We start from the raw sequence: 18110 nt of genomic DNA on the forward strand, positions 1-18110 counted from the left end.
GAACGGGCCGATCGAAGCCCCCCCTTTTCAGGCACACGGGAACCCATGTTCGCCACCCCAGCATATGCACAGACCGCGGGCGCTGCAGCCCAGAGCGCCGGCACGATGTCCGCCATCGTCAATATCCTGCCGCTCGTCCTGGTGTTCGTCGCCTTTTACTTCCTGATGATTCGCCCGCAGCAGAAGCGGATGCGGACGTTGCAGGATTCGATCAAGAACCTGAAGAAGGGCGACCGCGTCGTGACCGGCGGCGGGCTGATCGGCAAGGTCGTCAAGGTCGAGGACGATGAAGTCGAGATCGAGCTTGGCCCGAACGTGAAGGTGCGCGCGATCGCCGCGACGCTGACCAACGTCATCCCGGCCGGCGCCGGCAAGCCCGCGAACGACTGATGCTGGATTTTCCACGCTGGAAGCGCGCGGCGATCCTGCTGGGCATCGCCGCCATGATCCTGTTGTCGGTCCCCAGTTTCGTGCCCAAGAGCGTGCGCGAGACCTGGCCGCACTGGCTGCCCAAGCCGGCGGTCAACCTGGGCCTCGACCTGGCGGGCGGTTCGTACCTGCTGCTGGAAGCCGACACGCGCGACGTCGCCGAGGCGCGGCTGGAGCAGAAGCGTGACGAGGTCCGCGCCGCGATGCGCAACGACCCGCGCATCGACATCGGCGACATTTCGATCCAGGGCGGCAAGCTGAGCTTCATGGTGCGCGACCCGAGCAAGGTCGACGCCGCGCGCGAGAAGCTGTTGCCGTTGACCAACGGCGTCGGCACCACCGGCCAGCGCGACTGGGACATCCAGGTCGTCGACACCAGCCGGTTCGTGCTGACCCCCAGCCAGGCCGGGCTGGAGCAGAAGATCGACCAGGCGATGGACGACGCCCGCACCGTCGTCGACAAGCGCATCAACGCGCTGGGCACGCTGGAACCCACGGTCGTCCGCGAAGGCGGCAACCGCATCGTCGTGCAGGTCCCCGGCCTGCAGGACCCGACCGCGCTCAAGAACCTGCTGGGCAAGACCGCCAAGCTGGAGTTCCGGCTGGTCGACACCAACGCCAACCCCGCCGACCTGGCGCGCGGCATCGCGCCCGCAGGGTCGATGATCCTGCATTCGTCGGAGACCGGCCAGCCGATCGCCGTGCAGCGCACCGCGATGATCACCGGCGACATGCTGGTCGACGCCAAGCAGGTCTATGACCCGCAGACGGGCGCGCCGGGCGTGTCGTTGCAGCTCGACGGCGCGGGTTCGAAGCGGTTCGCGCGCGTGACGCAGGAGAACAGCGGCAAGCCGTTCGCCATCATCGTCGACAACCAGGTGATTTCGGCGCCGCGGATCAACGAGCCGATCCTGGGCGGCAACGCCGTCATCAACGGCGGCTTCACCGTGCAGAGCGCCAACCAGCTCGCCATCGCGCTGCGTTCGGGCAAGCTGCCGATCGCGCTGAAGGTGGTGCAGGAATCGACGGTGAGCCCCGAACTGGGCGTCGATTCGATCAAGGCCGGCGTGACGGCGTCGATCATCGCGATCGTCGCGGTGATCGCGTTCATGATCCTGACCTATGGCCGGTTCGGCATCTATGCGACGCTGGCGGTCATCATCAACGTGCTGATGATCCTGGGCGTGATGGGCGTGCTGAACGCCACGCTGACGCTGCCGGGCATCGCCGGCTTCGTGCTGACGATCGGCACCGCCGTCGACGCCAACGTGCTGATCAACGAGCGCATCCGCGAGGAACGGCGCCGCGGACGCAGCGTGTTCCAGGCGCTCGAACTGGGGTACAAGGAAGCGAGCCGCACGATCTTCGAGGCCAATGTGACGCACGCGATCGCGGGCGGGATCATGCTGGTGCTCGGTTCGGGTCCGGTGCGCGGCTTTGCCGTCGTGCTGCTGATCGGTATCGCCAGCTCGGTGTTCACGGCGGTGGTCTTTACCCGCATGCTCGTCTCGCAATGGGTCCGCAAGCATCGGCCCAGCGAGATCCACATTTAAAGTAGAATCGGAAGCACGACGCCATGCGGCTGCTGAAGCTCATCCCCGACAACACCAATATCGGCTTCGTCCGGTTGCGCCACGCCGCGTTCGCGGTGACGACGCTGCTGACGATCGCCGCGATCGCGCTCGTGCTGGTGCGCGGGCTCAACATGGGCGTCGACTTTGTCGGCGGCGTTTCGATCGAGGAGAAGTTCACCTCGGCCCCGCCGCTCGACGAGGTGCGTTCGACCGTCAACGGACTGGGGCTGGGCGAGGCCGCGCTCCAGCAGCTCGGCGGCAAGAACACGGTGACGATCCGCCTGCCGCTGCCGCCGTCGGAAGACCCCGCGGCGGTCGACCAGATGGTCGAGAAGGTGAAGACCACGCTGGCGCAGAAATTCCCCGGCGCGACCTTTTCGAACTATTCGACCGTTTCGGGCAAGGTTTCGGGCGAGCTGATCCGCAACGGCGTGCTGGCGGTGTTCCTGGCGATCATCGGCATCGCGATCTTTTCGTGGCTGCGCTATGAATGGCAGTTCGGCATCTCGACCGCGGTCGCGATCATGCACGACGTGCTGATGACGCTGGGTTTCTTTGCCGCGTTCCGTGAGTTCCTGACCTTTGACCTCAACATCGTCGCGGCGGTGCTGACGATCATCGGCTATTCGATCAACGACAAGATGGTGATCGACGACCGCATCCGCGAGAACATGCGCAAGTATCGCAAGATGGGGATGAGCGAGCTGATCGACCTGTCGGTCAACGAGACGCTGCCGCGGACGGTGATGACGTCGCTGACCATCCTGCTGGCGCTGGGCGCGCTGCTGATCTGGGGCGGGCACGTGCTGCGCGGCTTCTGCGCGGCGATGATGCTGGGCGTCGTGGTCGGCACCTATTCGTCGATCTATGTGTCGTCGTCGCTGCTCATCACGCTGGGGCTGAAGCCGGGTCCGCGCGAGGAAAAGGCGGCCGCGGCGGCGCGCGCCAAGGAACTGCCCTGAACCGGAAGGCCGGCCGATGAAGATGGAACGTCGCAGCGCCGAAGGGCCGCTGATCTCCGGCTTTGTCGGCCGCGGCTTTCGCGTCGACGAGAATGTCTATGAGGGGCTGCTGATCACGCCGCGGCGCGCCGACGGATGGACGCCGCCGCCGGTCGCCGCGCTGGGCGCCGACGATGTCGCCGCGGTGCTGGGCATCGACCCGCAGCCCGAATTCCTGCTGCTCGGCACCGGCGACGCGCTGGTGCGGCCCGGCCCCGGCTTTGTCCGCGCGCTGGGCGAACGCGGCATCGGGCTGGAGGTGATGGACAGCCGCGCCGCGGCGCGCGCCTGGGGCGTGCTCCGCGCCGAACTGCGCTGGATCGCCGGCGCGCTCTATCCGCTCGGCTGAAGCCCGGCCGCTCGGCTGAAGCCCGGGCGTTTTTCCCCTTTTTCGACGGGCGGCGCGGGGCCGCCCGATCAGTCCTGGCCCGGTTCGGGCGGCACCTCGGGCGTCGCCTTGGGACGGCGCTTGGCGGCGGCGGGCGTCGCGCGACGGCGCGCCGGACGCGTCTTGGCGGCGGCGTCGGCGGGCTTGCGGCGGCGCGTCGCGGGCGGCTTGGGCGTCGCCGTCGTCGCGGCGGGGGCGGTCGCCTCGGCGATGGGCTGGGCGGCAGGCTTGGCCGCGGCGGGCGGCTTGGCGGGCGTGCGGCGGCGGGCGGCAGGCTTGGCGGTCGCCGATTTGGCGGTCGCGGGCTTGGCGGTCGCAGGCTTGGTCGCGGCGGGGGCGGGCGCCGCCTCGGCCGGTGCGCCGGCGGGCTTGGCAACGCGCGGGCGGCGCGGCTTGGGCGCGGTATCGGTCGCCGCCGTTTGCGCCGCCGGTTGACGCGGTGCTGCAGGCTTGCGCGTGCGCGCGACGAGCGGGGCGACGACGTTGCTCGCGATGCCCGCGGCGAGATCGGCCGCCGCGGCGCCGATCGCGGCGAGCGGCGAGGCCGGAGTCTCGGGCGCGGGCGTATCTTGGGGCTTTTCGCCGGGCTTTTCGGCAGGCGCGGTGACGCGTGCGGCGAGCGCGGCGAGGCCGGCGGCGATCAGCTCGGCGACGACGGGATGCTCGGCGAGCGCCAGCAGCTTGTGGTGAACGTCCTTGGGGAGCTTGACCCCCGCGATCGTGCGCGGCAGCCGGTCGGCATCGGCCTGACGTCTGGCGCGCTTTTCGTCCTTTTTCTTGCCCATCGGCAGTCTCCCGCGTGGCGATGCTGCAGTGTCGGGGATGCGCGGCGGCAAAGTCAACGCGGGAATCGGCGGACCGTCGCGGCGCTAGTCGTCGTCCTCGGGCTCGAACTCGATGTCGAGCTCGTCCGCGGCCGAATCGTCGTCATTGGCGGGGGTGTCGCCCGCGGTGCCGCCCGGGCCGCGATCGCCATAGCCGGGCACGTCGTCGCGCGGAGGCGCGCCGTTGCGATGCGGATCGTCGATGCTGTTCGCCATTGCCGGTCTCCATCAAGGCCCCCCGGTGGGCACGATCAACCGACAGGCGGGAGGCGCGTTCCCGCGCGCGGTCAGCGCGGCGCGGCGATGCGGTGGAGCAGCCCGGCCAGCCGTTCGCTGTTGGCCGCCCAGGTGAAGCCGGTGACGGCGGCGCGGGCGGCGTCGGGCGCGGGCGGATCGGCGAGCAGCGCGGCGATCGCGGCGGCGAAGGCGGCGGGATCGCGCGCGACGATGCGCCCGCAGGCGGGGTCGCGCACCACCTCGCGCGCGCCGCCGATATCGGGGATGACGATCGGCGTGCCGCTGGCCAGCGCCTCGACCCAGGCATTGGCGAGCCCTTCGCTGGACGAGGCGAGCGCCATCACGTCGGCGGCGGCGACGAGATCGGGGATCGCGGCATGATCGACGCTGCCGAGCAGGCGGATGCGGTCGCCGACGCCCGCCGCGGCGATGCGGCGTTCGAGCGCGGCGCGCTCCGGCCCTTCGCCCGCGATCCAGAGCTGGACGCCGGCGAGCCGAGCGACGGCGTCGATGACGATGTCGTGCCCCTTGCGCGCGACGAGCGCGCCGGTGGCGACGACGAGCGGGCCGGCGACGCCCAGCGCGGCGCGCGCGGCGGCGCGACGGCCCGCGACGAAACGGTCGAGATCGACGCCGGTGCGGACCGTCTCGATCCGGTCGGCGGGCATGCCGAGCGCGATCATGTCGCCGCGCATCGCGTCCGAGATCGCGAGCAGCGCATCGGCGCGGCGGGCGGCGTCGAGGATCGCGGGGGCGGTGGCGGGGCGATGCGCCCAGTAATGGATGTCGGCGCCGCGCGCCTTGATCGCGACGGGTACGCCGAACCGGCGGCCGAGCGCGACCGCGGCGACGCCGTCGGGAAAGAAGAACTCGGCGTTGATGACTTCGAACGGAAAGCGGCGGCGCAACCGCGCCAGGTGCGGCGCCAGCGCGGCGACGAGCGCACGCGGATGGAAGCGGCCGCCGGTGCCGGGCAGGTTGACGAAATGCGGACGATCGACGGGAAGGCCGCGCCATTGCTCGTGCGCGGGAAGATGCGCGAGCGCGCGATGCTGTGCCGACAGCAGCGAGAGCGGCCACGGCGCAATGCCGAGCGGCGCGACGACGTGCACCGCCATGTCGTCCCGCGCGGCGAGCGCGCGCGTCTGGCGTTCGACGAACACGCCGAAATTGGGGCGCGTGGCATCGGGGAAGAGCGTGGAGAGGATCAGCGCGCGCAGCATCGGCGCCGGGATAACGGGGGGAAGTTAATGGCGCCCTTGCGGACGCGCCGCCCGACGCCGGTGGCGGGGGGCGGCGGCGCGGGCCGGGGGCGAGGCCCCGGCCCGGATCGAACGCTCGGCCTAGCGGCAGCGGCGACGCTGGCTGCCGCGGTCGATCTCACGCCCGGCGAGCGCGCCGGCGACGCCGCCGATCACGGTGCCCATCGTGCGATCGCCGTCGGTGTCGATCGTGCGGCCGAGCAGCGCGCCGGCGACGCCGCCGACGACAAGGCCGGTCGTTCCATCGGGCTTGCGGCAATAGCGGCGGCCGTCGCGCCCGCGCCATTCGCGATAGGCATAGCGGCGATCGCGGTTGTAGCGGCCCTGCGCGGCGATGCTGGTCGCGGCCTTGGCCTCTGCCTTGGCCGGCGCGAAGGCGACCGCGGTGGGCAGCGCGAGCGAGGCGGCGCCGAGTGCGAGAATGAGGGTACGCATGTTGAAACTCCCTGGTGCTTGCGGCCCGAACGATGGGGGAGGCGCCGCGAACGGCGTCGATCCCGTCCCGGACCCAACGATCGCAATGTAACCGGAGTTGCATGAACCCCATGCTACGGGGCCGTCAGCTCCGGTTCGGGAAGCGGGGACGCAGCGCGTGGGGAGCGGGGCGGGGATTGCCGCCGTCCGCCATCTGCCATTTGCGCCAGACGGGATGAAGCGACGACCTGCTTTAGTACGGCCGATGCAAGTGGTCGTCCCTGCGGGTCAACGCATTTACCACTCGCACGGTTTTCCGATTTCGAGGTCGCCTTTCGTCTCTTCCAGCGTCTGCGACCAGCCGATAAGATCACGTCGCCGGTTTGCCGCTTCCTCGCTCTCCAACGGCAACAACGTCATGTGCCCATTGTTGCACCGGGCCTGGCTGCCATATCGCTGCGGAAGGCCTTTGGACACCTGAACGCGGTCAAATGTCAGCGCATAGTCCCTGGCGTCGACTTCCCCGGACTTCAGAAGTACCGACATCTTGCCGAGCGCATATTCCATGAACTGATGTTCCGGGGAGTGTTGGGCGATCAACCACGCCCCGTGCGTGATTTGCCTGCCGTGCACACGGTTTGAAAACCAGCCCGAAGCCGGAAGCAGCGCCTTCAATTCCGTCGTGTTGCGCTGATCAATCCGAATGAGATCATGTCCGATCGCATCGCGGGCGGCACGTCGCTGTTCAGCATCAAGCGATGGGTCGTCCATCATCCAGAGGTGCTGACGGGTCACCTCGTCGAGCCGGATGAGGTGAAGCATCTTTTCACGGAGCGTCGCCGTCGGTGCGGGCGCGCGCCGCTCCGCTTCTGTGAGGATATTGCACCATCGAGCAAGGATGTCCGCAACCTTTGCATCGGGTGAGGTACAGGACGCTGCCAGAAGGATAGCGGGTCCAATCATGTCGGCCCTTTACAGTCTGAGCGGGTTGCAAAGTCGATCGGGTGTCATGCGTTTTCACGCGAAACCCGTTCGTTTACAAGCCAGCCGGCTGCGAGTTCCCGATAATGCTTCGCGCGAGGGACGCGTTGCCCGCATTCCGATGCCGCCGCCGGGCGGCGGTGCCGGTTTAGCGGTCCGCGGCGTCGGCGGCGGGTTCGGCGAGCGACTGCGCGGCGGCTTCTTCCTCTTCCTTCTTCTTTCGCGCCTGGTCGTGGTGCCATTTGATCGCGAAGAACATGCCCGTCCCGAACACGGCGAGCTTGAACGTACCCAACAGGATCGGAACCCAGATCATCCTTGCTACCCAACACTGTCTGGCGTGCGGCGGATCGACGCGACACGCGGCCCCGGGGCGATGCCGGCCGGATGCCGGGCATCGGATCCCCGATCCGTCGGCGGCGCCGGCGGCACCGCGCCCGTACAACCGCGCCGATGCCCGGTGCAAGCGGCGTCGGCGAATTGCCCCGGCGGCCGGGCGTTCTACACGGTCAGCACCGCGGGTCCGTGTCCAGCGGGGTCGGAGAGCGAGGGGCGCCCGTCCTCGACATGGCCGGCGAGGCGGAGCGACTGGCCGCCGGCTTCGACGCGCAGGTCGTACCAGCCATGGCTGGAGCGCAGATCGAGCGGGACGCGGAGCGTTTCGCCGGGGACGAGCGTGAGCGCGTGCGGGCGCTGGCCATAGGCCATGTCGCGGACGTTGACGGGCAGCCGTTCGGTACCCGGATGCGCGAGCAGCAGCGTCGCGCGCAGCCCCTCGGCCTCGATCCGGCCCGACAGCCCGGCGACCGCGCCGCCGAAGCGGCGGTGGAAGCGGTCCGGCCCGAGCAGGAACAGGTCGTGTTCGCCCGTCGCGGCGAAATCGAGCGGCGCGGTGAGCGTCTGCCCCGCCGCGACGGTGTAGCGCGCGGGCGCCGCGTCGAGCTTGCCGATGCGATAGAGATGGAACACCGCGGCGCGCTCTGCACCGGCATTGACGAGGCGCAGCACCGGCGCGCCGTCGACGCGATCGAGCCAGGCGTCGAGGCGATAGGGGGTGGGCCGGCGGCGGCGCACGCCCGCCTCCTGCACCGGCGCGGCGAGCGCGGCGGGGGGATCGGGGCGAAACTCCTTGAGCGTCGCGGCGCGATCCGACAGCGCGCGCGTCGCGGGCAGTTGCTTGAGGAAGCTGCGATCGTCGGGACGCGCGAAGTCGAAGCAGCTCGTCAGGTCGCCGCAGACCGCGCGGCGCCATGCGCTGATATTGGGTTCATGGACGCCGAAGCGCGCCTCGAGAAAGCGGATCACGCTGGTATGGTCGAACACCTCCGAGGCGACATAGCCGCCGGTGCTCCACGGCGAGACGACATAGAGCGGGACGCGCGGGCCGAGGCCGTAGGGGCGGTTGAGATAGGGCGCGTCGGCCTCGCGCTGCGAGAGCTGATGATATTCGTCGTCGGCGGGAATCTGTGTCGCGCCGATCGTCTTGCGAAAGTCCGAGGGGTCCCGCGCGGGCGGGGCAGGGGGCGGGACGTGATCGAACAGCCCGTCATTTTCGTCGAAGTTGATGAGCAGCGCGGTGCGCGACCAGACATCGGGATTGGCCGTGAGCGCGTCGAGCACCTGCGCGGTATATTCGGCGCCCTGAAGCGGCGTCGACACGCTGGGATGTTCGGAGAAGGTCGCGGGGGCGACGATCCACGACACCTGGGGCAGGCGATCGGCGAGCACGTCCTCCTTGAGCTTGTCGAGCCCGCGCGTGGTGAGCGTGCGGCGGAACAGTTCGGCCTCGGCCCCGTCCCTGGCGGTCGCGGCGGCGCGATAGCGACGGAAGCCCGCGAGCGGGTTGTCGCTGAAATTGTCGGCCATATCCTGATAGATCTGGAAGCTGATCCCGGCTTCGAGCAGCCGTTCGGGATAGGTCGTCCAGCGATAGCCGCCATGGCCGCGCGGATCGTTGGGCAGCTCGTCATAGCCGTTGTCGATCGCCGGCCCGTTGCCGCGACCGAGCGGGTCGTGCGTCGCCGTCCAGATATAGAGGCGGTTGGGATTGGTGCTGAGGTGCAGCGCGCAGTGATAATGGTCGGCGAGCGTGAACGCCTCGGCCAGCGCATATTGGAAGGGGATGTCGGCGCGGGTGAAGTGCGCCATCGCATGATTGTGCTTGTGGCGCGGCCATTCGCCCATGCGGCCATTGTCCCACGCCGCCTGGCTGTCGGGGAAGCCGTGCGGCGTGCCGAGCGGGCGGATCAGGCGGAAATCGCGTTCGGTATCGAGCCGGAACGGCGCGATCAGCGCGGGGCTGGCGCCGTCATGCTCGTTGGGCTGGACGAACACGCTGCGCGCGGGCGCCTGGGGCAGCGGCGGGGCGGGGATGGCGAAGCGGTCGCCGAAGCCGCGCACGCCGTGCATCGCGCCGAAATAATGATCGAAGGCGCGGTTTTCCTGGGTGAGGATGACGACATGCTCGACATCGCGGATCGTGCCGGTGCGCCGCCGCGCCGGGATTTCGAGCGCGCGCGCGATCGACGGCAACAGCCCCGACGCCGCGCCGCCCGCCGCCATCATCGCCTTGATGAAGGCCCGCCGATCCTGAACCGAATGTGCCATGTCGTCCGTCCGCTGGTGATCCCGCCGCGATACGCAGCGGCGGGAAGGGAATAGGCGCCGGACACGTCACGATCGTGACGGGGAAGGGGCCGCCCGGCCGCAGCCCCTTCCCCGCGCGGGGCGGAGCGCGGCGCCGCGCCGCTGCCCCGCCCCGAACGGCCTCTTAGAACTTGAAGCCGAAGCCGACAAACACCGTCCGGCCGCTCTGCGTCTCGTTGTGCAGGCGGTGGTAGATGCTGTTGAACTGGACCTCGGTCTCGTTGGTGAGGTTGATGCCGTCGATCGTCAGCCGGATGCGGTCGGTGAGGTTCACGAACGCCGCGGCGTCGACATAGACGGTGCCGTCGAAGCCGTCCTTGCTCTCCGGATGCGTGCCGTCATAGGCGGTGCGCAGGTACGACGAGCGATAGTTGAGCGACCCGCGGATGCCCCAGCGCGGCGTCTCGTAATAGAGCGTCGCGTTGGCGTTGGTGTTCGACAGGCCCGGGATCGGGCTGTCGATGCCGTTGCTGGGCGCGTTCGAGTCGAGCAGCGTCAGGTTCGCCGCCATGCCCAGCTTGTCGAACGGGGCGGGAAGGAACGCGAAGTCGGTCTGCGCGGCCATCTCGACGCCGGTGACATAGGCCTTGGCGAGGTTCACCGGCCGGGTAAACTCGGCGACGATCGTGCTCGGGGTCGCGCCCGCCACCATCGAGGTCGGCAGGCCCGTGGTGCTGTAGGGCACGTTGAGCAGCGTCTGGCTGGCCACCAGGTTGCTGATGTCCTTGTGGAACACGCCCAGCGAGACGAGGCCGATCTTGCCGAAATACCATTCGGCCGAGGCTTCGACCGAATTGTCCTTGTAGGGCTTGAGGTTCGGGTTGCCGATGCTCGCGGTGATCTTGCCGTTGTCGGCATTGGCGCTGCCCGACGCCGCGACCGAGCTGAGGCCCGGGCGGTTGATGTTCTTGGCGGCGGCAAAGCGGATCAGGAAGCTGGGCGTCACCTCGAGCGTGGCGTTGAGCGCCGGCAGCACGCCCGAATAGTGCGAGCTGGTGACGTTGGTGCCGATCGGCGTGTCGTTGCTGTTGGTGACGAAGCCGGTGCTGTCGAGATCGGTGAAATAGGCCCGCAGGCCGAGATTGCCGCGCAGGCGCATGCCGCCCAGCGGCGCGTTCCATTCGAGCTGGCCATAGCCGGCGGTGGTGGATTCGATCACCTTGTAGGTGTTCTCGATATCGGTCGCGCCGACCGTGGTGTGCGCGGCGTTGTAGGTCGCGAACGCCTTGGCATAGTCGCCGGTGATCCAGCTCGCCGACTTGTTCTGGCTGAACACCACCGCATAGGGCGTCACCGGCGTGCCGGTGAAGTTGTGGAACTGGCCGTCATTGTAGATTTCCGAGCCCGAAGTCTCGTAGCGGCGATAGCTGGCGCCGGCGCGCAGCGTGAACACGTCGCCCAGCTTCAGCGCGGCGTTGCCGACGCCTTCCTTCAGGCTGGTCTTGTTCCAGAATTCGCGGAAATAGAATTCCTTGAACTCGTAGCGCGACGGATCGGTGGTATTCCAGCGATAGACGTTGGTCGCGCTGGTGCCGTCGGGCGCATAGGTGGTCGTCATGCCGCCATAGGCGCGCAGGTAGAGCTTGTCGTCGTAGGGGGTGGTGTACTTCGAATCCTCATAGCCGACATGGCCGTCGAAGGTGAGGTTGTCGCCGGCGTCCCATTTGCCGGTGAGTGCGATCTGGTTGAACTTGTTCTTGTTGAGCGACCGGCGATGCTCGCTGGCATAGGTGACGTTGTCGACGCTGATCGCATCGACGAAGTTCGAGCTGTCCCAGTGGATCGAATTGATCTTCGAGGTCGTGTCGAAGATCACCGAGCCCGAGGTGTTGTTGGGCCGCGTCGCGAGGTGATATTCGTCGCGGTGCGTGGTGAACTCGCCGTGCAGCCCGTCGAGCGTGAACAGCAGGTTGTCGGCCGGGCGCCACTGGGTCGCGAGGGTGAGGCCGAGGCGTTCCTGGCGCGCATCCCACACCGACAGGCGGTTGCCCGAGGCGAATACCAGGTCGCCCGACTTGAACTTGGCCTGCTGGTCGGCCGACAGCGCCGAGATGTCGAGACCCTTGGTGAGGTAGCCGGCCATCTTGCTCGCGCTGAGCTGCGTCGGCGAATAGGTGTTGTAGCCCTGTTCCTCAGTCTTGCGCTTCGAATAGGCGACCGAGACGAGGACGCCGAAGCGATCGCCCCAGTTCTGGCCGATCATCGCGGCGACGCGCGGCTGGGCGTCCTTGGTGAAGCTGTTGGTGCCGAGCTTGGCCGAGACGGCGCCCGACAGGCCCTGCTTCTGTTCGAGCGGCTTGGCGGTGAACAGGCCGACCGTGCCGGCCATGCCGCCTTCGGCCTGCGACGCCTGATAGCTCTTCTCGACTTCGACGCGCGAGAACAGTTCGGAGGCGAAGATGTTGAAGTCGAAGGCGCGGTCGCGCGAGCGCTGGCCGCGGCTGTCCATCGCCGAGTCGACATTGCCCAGCACTTCCATGCCGTTGAGCTGGACGCGGGTGAAATCGGGGCCGAGGCCGCGCAGCGTGATGCGGCGACCCTCGCCCGCCTCGCGGTTGATCGCGACGCCGGGCAGGCGCTGGATCGATTCGGCGAGGTTGAGTTCGGGGAACTTCGCCATGTCCTCGGCGACGATCACGTCCTTGACGATGTTCGAACCGCGCTTGAGATCGCGTGCGGCGGCGAGCGACTTCACATAGCCGTTGACGATGATTTCGTTCTCGTCCTGCGCGGCGGCCGGTGCGGTCTGCGCCGTCGCGGCGGTGGCGTAAAAGCTGGCGCCGGCGGCGAGCAGCGCGAGCAGCGCGGTCCTGTTGGTCTTCATCGAGCCCTCCGTTGAGCGGTCGACCCCCCATGGCCACCGCGGATGCAGCCGGGCCTCTAGGCGGGGGCGATGACAGATGTGTGACGTTGTGTGGGTTTTCTTTTGTTTGATGTGGAATTGTGTGTGTTCCGTCGCGCAAGGCTTTTTGTTAGCCTGTCCGGATGATGGAAGGTCATGATCTGGCGGATAGCCGCCCGGCGGCGCGCGTGAACCAGAGCGCGCGATTGACGACGATGCTGGGGCTGCTCGACGAGCGGCCCTATTGGTCGGTCGCCGAGCTGGCGGCGCGCTTCGACGTTTCGGAGGAGACGATCCGGCGCGACGTGCGCCAGCTCGAACAGGCGGGGCACGTCCAGAAGACGCATGGCGGCGTGAGCCTGCCGACGAGCCTGATCGAAGCGCCGTACCGCGTGCGCGTGCGCGACGGCGCGGCGGCCAAGCAGCGGATCGCCCGCGCGGCGATGGCGCTGATCGAGCCGGGAATGACGATCCTGCTCGATTCGGGCAGCACGACCTTCTGGCTGGCGCGCGCGCTGGCGGGAATGAAAGACCTGACGATCGTGACCAACAGCGTCGAGATCGCGCACGAGACGCTGGGGCGGCCGGGGCAGCGGCTGTACCTGGCCGGGGGGAGCGTCAACCCCGACTATCACGCCGCGTTCGGGCCGGAGCCGATCGCCTATTGCCGGCGGTTCGCGCCCGACGTGACGGTGCTGTCGATGGGCGCGATCGAGGGCGCGCGCGGGTTCCTGGACTTCGACATCGACGAGGCGACGTTCAAGCGATCGCTGCTCGACCCGGCGCGGCGCGTGATGGTGCTCGCCGACGGCAGCAAGTTCGAGCGCAGCGCGCCGTTTCAGGTGGCGGGATATGGTGAGGTCGACGACCTGGTGACCGACGCCGCACCGCCCGCTGCGGTGGCCGAGGCGGCACGCTCGGCGGGGACGCGCGTGCACGTCGCGGCGGGCTGAGCCCCCGTCGGGCAAGCCCCGCGCGCCGGGCGAATCGCGCGCGCAGCCCAGGTCTCGGAAAGACGCCGCGGGCGGACGGTCGGAACCGGATCGAATAGGGCTTTCGCATCCGTTCGTGCTGCGCCAGTATCGGTGCGCCAGAACGGAGAGTGGTGATGACGAGGCTGGTGACTCCGGATGATTTTCTGCCTTGGGTCGGCCGTAAAGTCAGGCTGAATACACACCCCAGACCTGTCGAAATAGCGTTGGCGGCCGTGCGCAGGATGCGGCCGATCATCGGCGCCGACTTTCGCGAGCCGTTCGAACTGATTTTCGAGGCGCCGTGGAACGTGCTGTTGCTTGACGACAGCTATGATTGCGATTGCGGGCGCGGCGGGCCGTATCGCATCCACATCACGCAGATCAAACCGCGCGAGCAGACGCGGCGTTACCAGGCGATCTTCACCTGACGCGCGTGCGCGGCAAGGCGGGATGCCGCGCGCCGGACCTGGGCGCGGCATCCCGTCGTGCGCTCAATCGGGCTTGTCGGGCCAGATGCCGATCGAGGCGATGATCGTCGTGACCGCGAGGAAGGGCGGCATGAGCGCGACCGGCGCATTCTGGCCGGTATTGCCGATCGACACCGCACCGCTGAGCCCGGAGACCGTGCCCCCGACACCGGCCAGCCGCACCTGCTGCGCGCCGGACATCGTTGCGTTGGCGGCGGGGACATAGATGGTCGGGCTGGTGTCCGGGTCCGACAATGCGCCCAGATAGCTGCCGTTTTCGGGAGTGGCGCTCTCGTTGGTATAATTGAGGCCCGCGATCGCGGTGTTCCAGCCCTGGAAGGTGGCGGCGCCCGTCTGCTGGAAAAGGGCGTTATGCGTGTGCGACGGCAACTGGCTCTGGTTGAGCGAGGTCTGCTCGGCGCCGCCCTTTGCGCCCGCCTGACGCGGGGTCAGCCCCGGGCCGGACCCCGCCCCGATCATCGTGCGGCCGCGCGCGTCGGGAAGCGCGAAATCGGTGACGCCGCCGCCCCCGAACGTCGTGCCCAGCAGGGCGTAGAGTGCCTGATTTTGACCGATCTGAAGAACGGCGCCGTTACAATTCAACCAGTTAACCGGCGCATATCGAAATCCCACCTGCATGATCTGACCAATGAACGGATCCATTGCCCTTCTCCTCCCTGCGGATCACCCGATACGGGCGGAGTCATGGTATCGATTCATCATTGATTGCGTAACTGTAAACATCGCCGAATCGGCGGAAATTATTTGTATTTGTGATTTTTGTTATTCTAGCGGCGTGTTGTGAAATCTGTTTTTAGCAAATGACGAACGGATCAATACTCCGATTAACCGATTTGATATCAATAAAATAGATCGCAAATCTAGTACAGGTGCGGAGGTTTGATGTGTTTTTGGAGATGCTTATCAATAATAAATCGTGCAGAATATTCATTCTGACGGATGCGGACATCAGTCGTTAACGGAACGATATGCCGGATTCAGGCGCATTTCTGTATTGGAAGCCTTCTGAACAGCACCGTATCGTGCGTACGAAAGGATTTCGTGCGGGGAAATTGGAGTGGGTGAAGGGAAACCAACCGATTAAAATACACGTATTAAAATAGTTACTTGCCGCGCTGCAGCAAAAATCGAGCCCCAGGGATCAGGTCCCACTCCCCTTTTCGTAAATCTGGTTCGAAGCACAGATGCGATCGGGTTAAGCAACTACGACCGTCGGAGATGTCCCGCGATTGTTCGGCAGCCGTCGGTCTGCCTAGTGTTTTTGAGCCCGTTCAGCCTTCTCGGCATAGGTAGGTATCAATCCCTGCATGAATCTGCGTAACCGAGTCGCCCTGACGTAGCCGATCGTCAAACCGACGCAGGCAGCGAACCACGCGAAGCCGCCCACTGCTTGATGACCAAGCGCAGCGAAGACTAAAAAAATTGGCGATGCAGCGACGGCAAATATGAGCCCGACAATCCGAGGGCGAGACCAGTGGAACTCGCTCCCTTCGTCCTTGATCTCGACCATGATTGTCACCCGGTTCCGCCTCGACAGCGGTTTAGGATAACTCCGATTATATCCACTGTCGAACGGCCGCTATTGGGGCGGAAGCGGATGTCGGCCTAGTCGCTCTTAACAGCCTTGCGGATGGAGGAAGGCACTCGGACGAGAGCCAAAAGGACGTTCATGCCATAGAGCCAAGCGAACGCTCCACCGGCGAACTTCAAACCTCCAGAAAAGCCGCCAACGGCCGATCCGAAGAAGAACGCGGTACACGCTGCGAATAAGCAGAAAGCCATGCCGTGAAGACTGCGCAGGTCGTAGCGAAACTTTCGTCCGCTGGCTCCCATTTCAACCCAAAACCGTCCACGGTCGTAAATCACCAGTGCTAGCCAATTCGGCCCAAACGGGTTACGCCCAAAGCGGGTCTTCGAAAGCGAGATAATCAGAGCCGCGCTTGCTTACGCGTTTCCTTTGGCGCTGTAGCAACTGCTCCACGCGATCAAGGGCCGCATTTGCGTCCGTGCCATTCAGATGCACCGAACCACGTAAGTGCCATACGAAGTCAAACATGCGAGGCCACCATTAAGGCATCTTGCAACGCCCGCAAATGGGGCTCTAGCGTGCAAAGCTCGTCAGCGGCTAGCCCCGACCCAACGGAATATGCGGTTTCCGATTAGGCGCGTTAGGAGAGTGCTACCGACGATAACTGGCGCTGTCCAGAGTATCTGCCGATCCCAGCCCCAGTCGAGATGAAACAGTCGATCCACACCGGTCGCCAGCCACATAAGGGAAACGACGACCATCACGCCGATCGTGCTCAAATTGAAGCTACCAACCGCCAACCTTTCGGCCCCGCTCCGCCTCATGCCGCCTCCATCGCTATGGCAGCTTATAGGCCAAGCTCTCGTTCTCGGGAATGACCGCAAGTGGAGCCGAGCCGCCGGTCCGCTTTTCAGGCACTTTCAGACGAAGAGGCTTCTGGGTCGACCCAATTCCAGGGCAACAGCTCGTCCATCCGGTTGATGGGGTGACCTCGTCCAATCCGATCGAGGACATCGGCGAGCCCCGCCTGTGGGTTGATCCCATTCAGCTTCGCCGTCTTGAGCAGGCTGTAGATCGCTGCTGCCCGCTCGCCACCGCAGTCGGCACCGGCAAAGAGCCAGTTCTTCCGACCCACGGCGATGCCGCGCAAGGCATTCTCCGCCAGATTGTTGTCGATCTCCAGCCGGCCATCCTCGGTGTAGGCCAGTGAACTGGCCCCCATTTCGATCGGACGGATCTGAGCCTAAGAAGGAGGCTTGGGGCTATCTCCTGAGCATAGGCTTATGTCCGTGTCCGAGATCATCATCACCGACGGCGGACGCCGTCGTCACTGGGCCGCCACCGAGAAGCTGAGGATCGTCGAGGAGACGCTCGACGGCCGCAACAGCATTTCAGTCGTCGCCCGGCGCAACGGCGTTGCGCCCAATCTGCTGTACCGCTGGCGCCGGCTGATGCTGGAGGGCGGTAGCGTCGCGGTGACCAGCGACGATGACGTGACCAGCAACCGCCAGGTCCGCGAGATGGAAAACCGCATCCGCGAGCTGGAGCGCCAACTCGACCGTAAGACGCTCGAGGTCGAGATCCTCAAGGAAGCGCTGCACCGGTCGCGCCCAAAAAAAGCGACCTTGCTCATGCGCTCGCCGCTGCCGGAGGATTTCCGGTGAGCCTGGTCGCCAACACGCTCGGCGTGGCGCGCTCCACCGTGTACGCCCGCCTGGCCAGCAGCACCAAGCCGCGCGGGCGCTACACCAAGGCCGAGGATACGCAACTGCTGTCCCGCATCGAGCAGACCGCCGCGCAGCGGCCCAGCTATGGCTACCGCCGCATCGCGGCGGTCCTCAATCGACAGCTGCGCCAGGAAGGGCTGGCGCCGGTCAATCACAAGCGCATCTATCGCGTCATGGCGGTGCACCGCCTGCTGCTGGCACGGCGCTATGGCGAGCGGCCGGATTATGGGCATGACGGCGTCGTCGTGGCGATCCGCTCCAACCTGCGCTGGTGCTCGGACGGCTTCGAGTTCGCCTGCTGGAACGGCGAGGTGGTCCGCGGCGCTTTCATCATCGATGCGCACGACCGCGAGATCATCGCCTGGCGCGCCGTCGCCGACGCCGGCATCAGCGGATCGGACGTGCGCGACATCATGCTCGAAGCCGTGGAGACCCGCTTTGGAGCACTCCGCGCAGGCACCTCCGTCGAGATGCTGTCCGACAATGGTTCGGCATACACCGCGCGCGACACCCGCATCTTTGCACGCCAGCTGGGCCTGAAGCCCTGCTTCACGCCCGTCCGCAGCCCGCAGTCGAACGGCATTTCGGAAGCCTTCGTCCACACCCTCAAGCGAGACTATGTCCACGTCTCGCCGCTCCCAGACGCTCCTGCCGCGTTGACATCTCTCGCCAACTGGATCGAGGACTATAACGACAACCACCCGCACTCCGGATTGAAAATGCGCTCACCGCGCGAGCATCGCGCACCGGCTTCAACAAGCGCTTAGACCTGTCCGGCGAAATGGGGGCCAGATC

The 18110-nt window shown here is 66.7% G+C and carries 17 protein-coding genes and 1 pseudogene; 7 read left to right on the forward strand and 11 right to left on the reverse strand.

Annotated elements, in window-relative coordinates:
* Positions 1 to 45: 45 nt before the first annotated feature.
* From yajC to ACT3CF_RS03800, 4 genes are read left to right on the forward strand one after another with little or no spacing between them, the layout of a single operon-like run.
* A complete protein-coding gene (yajC, locus tag ACT3CF_RS03785) occupies positions 46 to 390 on the forward strand; it encodes a preprotein translocase subunit YajC (RefSeq protein WP_478420466.1) in 345 nt (114 codons plus the stop codon).
* The gene (gene secD, locus ACT3CF_RS03790; protein ID WP_478420468.1) at positions 390 to 1982 is read left to right on the forward strand and encodes a protein translocase subunit SecD; all 1593 of its coding nucleotides are present in this window, start codon (positions 390 to 392) and stop codon (positions 1980 to 1982) included. The genes yajC and secD overlap by 1 nt, the downstream gene beginning before the upstream one ends.
* A gap of 23 nt (positions 1983 to 2005) precedes the next feature.
* Positions 2006 to 2965 carry a protein translocase subunit SecF gene (gene secF / locus ACT3CF_RS03795; protein WP_478420470.1) on the forward strand — a complete coding sequence of 320 codons (960 nt, stop codon included), beginning with the start codon at positions 2006 to 2008 and terminating at the stop codon, positions 2963 to 2965.
* Positions 2966 to 2981: 16 nt separating this feature from the next.
* Positions 2982 to 3353: an MTH938/NDUFAF3 family protein gene (locus tag ACT3CF_RS03800; RefSeq protein WP_478420471.1), complete on the forward strand. Its 372-nt coding sequence runs from the start codon at positions 2982 to 2984 to the stop codon at positions 3351 to 3353.
* 68 nt (positions 3354 to 3421) lie between these two features.
* Here ACT3CF_RS03800 and ACT3CF_RS03805 read toward each other — a convergent pair whose 3' ends face one another.
* The 8 genes from ACT3CF_RS03805 to ACT3CF_RS03840 all read right to left on the reverse strand — a co-directional run bounded on the left by ACT3CF_RS03805 (position 3422) and on the right by ACT3CF_RS03840 (position 12580).
* Entirely contained in the window at positions 3422 to 4177 is a 756-nt protein-coding gene (locus tag ACT3CF_RS03805; RefSeq protein WP_478420472.1) for a hypothetical protein, read from the reverse strand.
* 84 nt (positions 4178 to 4261) lie between these two features.
* On the reverse strand, positions 4262 to 4432 hold the full coding sequence (locus ACT3CF_RS03810; protein WP_478420473.1) for a hypothetical protein: 171 nt from the start codon (positions 4430 to 4432) through the stop codon (positions 4262 to 4264).
* A 71-nt stretch (positions 4433 to 4503) separates the two neighbouring features.
* Entirely contained in the window at positions 4504 to 5676 is a 1173-nt protein-coding gene (locus ACT3CF_RS03815; protein WP_478420474.1) for a glycosyltransferase, read from the reverse strand.
* A 120-nt stretch (positions 5677 to 5796) separates the two neighbouring features.
* On the reverse strand, positions 5797 to 6150 hold the full coding sequence (locus ACT3CF_RS03820; RefSeq protein WP_478420476.1) for a glycine zipper 2TM domain-containing protein: 354 nt from the start codon (positions 6148 to 6150) through the stop codon (positions 5797 to 5799).
* A gap of 276 nt (positions 6151 to 6426) precedes the next feature.
* Complete coding sequence (locus tag ACT3CF_RS03825; RefSeq protein ID WP_478420478.1) at positions 6427 to 7092, reverse strand: DUF6624 domain-containing protein; 666 nt, start codon at positions 7090 to 7092, stop codon at positions 6427 to 6429.
* A gap of 166 nt (positions 7093 to 7258) precedes the next feature.
* Entirely contained in the window at positions 7259 to 7426 is a 168-nt protein-coding gene (locus tag ACT3CF_RS03830; protein WP_478420479.1) for a hypothetical protein, read from the reverse strand.
* 185 nt (positions 7427 to 7611) lie between these two features.
* On the reverse strand, positions 7612 to 9717 hold the full coding sequence (locus ACT3CF_RS03835; RefSeq protein WP_478420480.1) for a phosphocholine-specific phospholipase C: 2106 nt from the start codon (positions 9715 to 9717) through the stop codon (positions 7612 to 7614).
* Between the two features lie 163 nt (positions 9718 to 9880).
* A complete protein-coding gene (locus ACT3CF_RS03840; protein WP_478420481.1) occupies positions 9881 to 12580 on the reverse strand; it encodes a TonB-dependent receptor in 2700 nt (899 codons plus the stop codon).
* 161 nt (positions 12581 to 12741) lie between these two features.
* On the opposite strand from ACT3CF_RS03840, the gene ACT3CF_RS03845 reads away from it, so the two are divergent.
* Entirely contained in the window at positions 12742 to 13551 is an 810-nt protein-coding gene (locus tag ACT3CF_RS03845; protein WP_478420482.1) for a DeoR/GlpR family DNA-binding transcription regulator, read from the forward strand.
* A gap of 155 nt (positions 13552 to 13706) precedes the next feature.
* Positions 13707 to 14000 (forward strand): DUF6916 family protein, encoded by a 294-nt coding sequence (locus tag ACT3CF_RS03850; protein ID WP_478420483.1) that lies wholly within the window; start codon positions 13707 to 13709, stop codon positions 13998 to 14000.
* Positions 14001 to 14063: 63 nt separating this feature from the next.
* Here the strand turns inward: ACT3CF_RS03850 and ACT3CF_RS03855 are convergent, their stop codons facing one another.
* From ACT3CF_RS03855 to ACT3CF_RS03865, 3 genes and pseudogenes are all read right to left on the reverse strand, one after another.
* Positions 14064 to 14702 carry a phage tail protein gene (locus ACT3CF_RS03855; protein WP_478420484.1) on the reverse strand — a complete coding sequence of 213 codons (639 nt, stop codon included), beginning with the start codon at positions 14700 to 14702 and terminating at the stop codon, positions 14064 to 14066.
* A 610-nt stretch (positions 14703 to 15312) separates the two neighbouring features.
* Positions 15313 to 15570, reverse strand: a complete 258-nt coding sequence (locus tag ACT3CF_RS03860; RefSeq protein ID WP_478420485.1) for a hypothetical protein — start codon at positions 15568 to 15570, stop codon at positions 15313 to 15315.
* 928 nt (positions 15571 to 16498) lie between these two features.
* Positions 16499 to 16789, reverse strand: a pseudogene (locus ACT3CF_RS03865) (transposase domain-containing protein); the annotation flags it as partial.
* A gap of 82 nt (positions 16790 to 16871) precedes the next feature.
* Between ACT3CF_RS03865 and ACT3CF_RS03870 the strand changes: the two are divergent.
* A protein-coding gene (locus ACT3CF_RS03870) for an IS3 family transposase (protein ID WP_478420487.1) occupies positions 16872 to 18082 on the forward strand; the annotation gives its coding sequence in 2 pieces (ribosomal slippage) (positions 16872 to 17199 and positions 17199 to 18082; 1212 coding nt in all).
* Positions 18083 to 18110 lie beyond the last annotated feature (28 nt).

Source organism: Sphingomonas chlorellae, assembly GCF_056485145.1.

What these genes read in the sequence shown, in the direction of transcription:
- yajC (WP_478420466.1), top strand. Translation starts at nt 46, where the DNA reads ATGTTCGCCACCCCAGCATATGCACAGACCGCGGGCGCTGCAGCCCAG.
- secD (WP_478420468.1), top strand. Translation starts at nt 390, where the DNA reads ATGCTGGATTTTCCACGCTGGAAGCGCGCGGCGATCCTGCTGGGCATC.
- secF (WP_478420470.1), top strand. Translation starts at nt 2,006, where the DNA reads ATGCGGCTGCTGAAGCTCATCCCCGACAACACCAATATCGGCTTCGTC.
- ACT3CF_RS03800 (WP_478420471.1), top strand. Translation starts at nt 2,982, where the DNA reads ATGAAGATGGAACGTCGCAGCGCCGAAGGGCCGCTGATCTCCGGCTTT.
- ACT3CF_RS03805 (WP_478420472.1), bottom strand. Translation starts at nt 4,177, where the DNA reads ATGGGCAAGAAAAAGGACGAAAAGCGCGCCAGACGTCAGGCCGATGCC.
- ACT3CF_RS03810 (WP_478420473.1), bottom strand. Translation starts at nt 4,432, where the DNA reads ATGGCGAACAGCATCGACGATCCGCATCGCAACGGCGCGCCTCCGCGC.
- ACT3CF_RS03815 (WP_478420474.1), bottom strand. Translation starts at nt 5,676, where the DNA reads ATGCTGCGCGCGCTGATCCTCTCCACGCTCTTCCCCGATGCCACGCGC.
- ACT3CF_RS03820 (WP_478420476.1), bottom strand. Translation starts at nt 6,150, where the DNA reads ATGCGTACCCTCATTCTCGCACTCGGCGCCGCCTCGCTCGCGCTGCCC.
- ACT3CF_RS03825 (WP_478420478.1), bottom strand. Translation starts at nt 7,092, where the DNA reads ATGATTGGACCCGCTATCCTTCTGGCAGCGTCCTGTACCTCACCCGAT.
- ACT3CF_RS03830 (WP_478420479.1), bottom strand. Translation starts at nt 7,426, where the DNA reads ATGATCTGGGTTCCGATCCTGTTGGGTACGTTCAAGCTCGCCGTGTTC.
- ACT3CF_RS03835 (WP_478420480.1), bottom strand. Translation starts at nt 9,717, where the DNA reads ATGGCACATTCGGTTCAGGATCGGCGGGCCTTCATCAAGGCGATGATG.
- ACT3CF_RS03840 (WP_478420481.1), bottom strand. Translation starts at nt 12,580, where the DNA reads ATGAAGACCAACAGGACCGCGCTGCTCGCGCTGCTCGCCGCCGGCGCC.
- ACT3CF_RS03845 (WP_478420482.1), top strand. Translation starts at nt 12,742, where the DNA reads ATGATGGAAGGTCATGATCTGGCGGATAGCCGCCCGGCGGCGCGCGTG.
- ACT3CF_RS03850 (WP_478420483.1), top strand. Translation starts at nt 13,707, where the DNA reads ATGACGAGGCTGGTGACTCCGGATGATTTTCTGCCTTGGGTCGGCCGT.
- ACT3CF_RS03855 (WP_478420484.1), bottom strand. Translation starts at nt 14,702, where the DNA reads ATGGATCCGTTCATTGGTCAGATCATGCAGGTGGGATTTCGATATGCG.
- ACT3CF_RS03860 (WP_478420485.1), bottom strand. Translation starts at nt 15,570, where the DNA reads ATGGTCGAGATCAAGGACGAAGGGAGCGAGTTCCACTGGTCTCGCCCT.